This window comes from Streptomyces sp. E11-3, from assembly GCF_046540415.1.
Lineage (GTDB): Bacteria > Actinomycetota > Actinomycetes > Streptomycetales > Streptomycetaceae > Streptomyces.
On sequence record NZ_JAZGRL010000028.1, the window covers coordinates 1 to 3,627 of the forward strand.

The following is a 3,627-nucleotide window of genomic DNA, read 5'->3' on the forward strand; positions in this document are numbered from 1 at the left end:
CGCCCAGGGTGCCCATGGTCACCAGGAACCCGGCGATCATGAAGGCGTAGATGTCCATGATCCACAGCATTTGGGTACTGCTCGGCGCCAGCGCCGCGCCGAGTTGCGGCACCGCGAGGTAGAGCAGCGTCACATCGAGCGAGAGCAGGATGCTGGGCAGGGCCAGCATCGCGAGTCCTGTCCACTCCCGCCGTCCGGCTCGCGTGGGTCCCGGATCCACTCCGGGCTCAACTCCGGGAACAGTACTTGGGGAGCTCATCTCTGCTCTGCCTCCTGGGTGAGTTGGTCAGGGTGTCGGTGGCGACTCTGGCGCTCTCCTCTTGAGGTCTCCTGTCGGTGCCCTGTCGGTGTGCTGCCGGTCGGCTGACGGCGCCGGCTGCCGTCGGCGGTTACCGTGGGCCCCATGCGTTTCGGGGTGTTGGGGCCATTGGCCGTCTGGGCGGCGGACGGTACGCCGGTGGTGGTGGCGGAGGTGAAGGTCCGCGCCGTACTGGCCGGTCTGCTGGTGGACCCGGGTCGAGTGGTCTCCGCCGACCGGCTGGTCCAGGACGTGTGGGGCGCCGAGCCCCCGGCGAACCCCACCGGTGCGTTGCAGACCCGGGTGTCGCGGCTGCGGAAGGCACTGGCGCAGGCCGGAGGGCGGGAGTTGGTGGTGCACCGGCCGCCGGGGTATCTGCTGCGGGTGGCGGATGACGCGGTGGACGCGGGGCGGTTCGCCGCGCTCACCGCTCAGGCGCGCGGCGCGGGGACGCCACGGGACCGGGCCGCGCTGCTGACCGAGGCACTCGGGCTGTGGCGGGGGCCCGCCTTCGCCGACTTCGCCGACGAGCCGTTCAGCCGCGCGGCGATCACCCGCCTTGAGGAGCAGCGGCTGCTGGCGCTTGAGGAACAGGCCGAGGCCCGCATCGAGTTGGGCGAGCACAGTCTGCTCGCGGGTGAGCTGGGGGATCTGGTGGAGCGCCATCCGCTGCGGGAGCGGCTGCGGGCGGCGCAGATGCGTGCGCTGTACGGTGCGGGGCGCGCGAGCGAGGCGCTGGACAGCTACCAGGTGCTGCGCCGCCGCCTCGACGAGGAGTTGGGGCTTGAGCCGGGGCCCGAACTGGTGGCGCTGCAGCAGAAGATCCTCCGGCAGGACCCGACACTGAAGGCCTCGAACCTCAAGGCCTCGCCCCTCACGGACTCGCCCCTCACGGACTCGACGCTCACGGACTCGACGCTCAACTCGTCGACGCTGACGGCCGCGACGGCACCGGCACCGGAACCGGCCGCTCCCCGCCCTCGTACGAACCTGCCCACGCCGGTCACCGATCTGATCGGACGGTCGCGGTCGGTGGCCGAGGTACGCGAACTACTGTCCGCCGCACGCCTGGTGACGCTGACCGGCCCCGGCGGGGTCGGCAAGACGCGGCTCGCGGTGGAGTGCGCCACGCGGGCGGCCGAGTCCTTCCCCGACGGCGCGTGGCTGGTGGAGCTGGCCGGCCGGCCCCGCCCTGCCGCGTCCGCGTCTTCGGTGGACGCCCTGGCGGAGGTGGTGGCCGCCACGCTGGGCATCCGGGACGACACGCGACCGGGACAGCTGCCGGACGGGCGGCCGCTCACGCTGCTCGACCGGCTGGCCGACGCCCTGCGCGGGAAGCGGCTGCTGCTCGTACTCGACAACTGCGAGCATGTCGTCGAGCCCGCGGCGCGACTGGCCCAGGAGCTGCTGAGCGCTGTGCCCGGGGTGCGGATTCTGGCCACCAGCCAGGAGCCGCTGGACATCTCCGGCGAGCAGGTGTGGTCGGTCCCGCCGCTCGATCTGCCCGAGCCGACGGCCGCGCCGGACTCGGTGCGGCGGTCCGGCGCGGTCCAGCTGTTCGCGGCCAGGGCCACGGCGGCGTCGCCCGGCTTCGCCCTCACCGACGACAACGCCCAAGCGGTGGCGGCGATCTGCCGCCGTCTGGACGGGATCCCGCTCGCCCTGGAACTGGCGTCCAGCCGGGTCCGGGTCCTGGGCGTACCGGAGCTGGCCGAGCGTCTGGACGACCGGTTCCGGCTTCTGACCGGCGGCCACCGCGGCGCCCCGGCGCGCCAGCAGACCCTGCGGGCGATGATCGACTGGAGCTGGGAACTGCTGACCGCGGCCGAGCAGATCGTGCTGCGCCGCCTGGCGATCCACTCCGACGGCTGCACGCTGGAGGCCGCCGAGACGGTCTGCTCCGGGGACGGCGTACGCCCCGACCAGGTCGTCGACCTGCTGGCCCGGCTCGTGGACCGCTCCCTCGTACTGGCCACCCACGGCGCCGACGGCCCCCGGTACCGCCTCCTGGAGTCGGTGGCGGCGTACTGCACCGAACGCCTACGCGACACGGGCGCGGACCACGATCGCGTACGCCGCGCCCACGCCCGGTACTACGCCACCCTCGCCGAGCACGCCGACTCCCAGCTGCGCGGCGGTGATCAGCAGCGCTGGCTGCGGCGGCTCGACACCGAGACGGCCAACCTCCGGGGCGCGCTGGACACGGCCGCAGCCGACGACGACCTCCCGCTGGCCAGGCGCCTGGTTCACGCACTGGCCTGGTACTGGTACCTCAGCGGCCGCCTCACGGAGGCGAAGCGGTCGTTCGCGCTGGCGCTGGGGGACGGCGCGGAAAGCGGTGCGGGGAGCAGTGAGGCGAGCCGTGCCGGGGGCGGTGCCGGTCGCGACCCGCGTGTTCCGGACCCCGCCGGGATCGCGGCCTGGCGGGCCGCGCTGGGCATGGCGTCCGGGGATCGGCCCGACTCCGACGGCGGGAGTCAGGCGGCGCTCGCGCTGTACGAGGCCGTCCGCGACCCGTGCGACCGGGCCTGGACCGGGTGGTTCCTCGGTCTCGCGGTCACCAAGTTCGGGGACCTGGCGGTCGGCGAGGAGCTGTCCGAGCGGGCGCTGGCCACGTTCCGTGAGCTGGGGGACAGCTGGGGCGTCGCCGCGGCGCTCAGCAATCGGGCCGAGCAGTTGTACACACGCGGTGAGCTGACCGCGTCGCGGCGGGCCGCCGAGGACAGTCTGGCGCTCTTCGGCGAGGCCGGTGACCGGTGGGGGCAGCTGCGGGCGATGGCGGTGCTCGGCACGCTGGCGGAGATCTCCGGGGACTACCCCCGTGCGGCCGAGTGGCGCCGGGAAGGCCTGTGTGTCGCCGAGGACCTCGGGCTGTGGACCGAGGCGTCGCTGCGGTGGTCCGAACTCGGCCGGATCGCGCTGCTGACCGGCGACCACGAGCGGGCCGACTCCTACCACGAGCGGGCCCGACGGCTGGCCGTGGAGCACAGCGACCGCCCGGCCGAGGAGTTCGCCGAGGTGGGGCTCGCGCTGGGGGCGCGGCGGCGGGGGCGGCTGGACGTGGCGGAGCGGTATCTGCGTACCTGGCTGGAGTGGAACCATCGCTTCACCGCGACGAACGGCAGCGCGCTGATCCTCGCCGAGCTCGGCTTCGTCGCGGAGCTGCGGGGCGACGCGGAGTCCGCGCTGTCCCTGCACCGGCGAGGTCTGGCCGCCGCGCGGGACACCGGTGACCCGCGGGCGGTCGCCCTCGCGCTGGAGGGGCTCGCCGGGGCGCGGGCGCTGGCGGGTGAGCACGCGGACGCGGCGCGGTTGCTGGGGGCGGCGGC

Annotated in this window: 1 protein-coding gene and 1 pseudogene; one reads left to right on the forward strand and one right to left on the reverse strand. The window is 74.3% G+C overall.

Annotation, left to right across the window (positions count from 1 at the left end):
• Positions 1-259, reverse strand: a pseudogene (locus tag U9R90_RS34395) (MFS transporter); the annotation flags it as partial.
• Positions 260-403: 144 nt separating this feature from the next.
• On the opposite strand from U9R90_RS34395, the gene U9R90_RS34400 reads away from it, so the two are divergent.
• The coding region (locus U9R90_RS34400; protein ID WP_411061268.1) for a BTAD domain-containing putative transcriptional regulator at positions 404-3,627 on the forward strand (3,224 nt) is incomplete at its 3' end.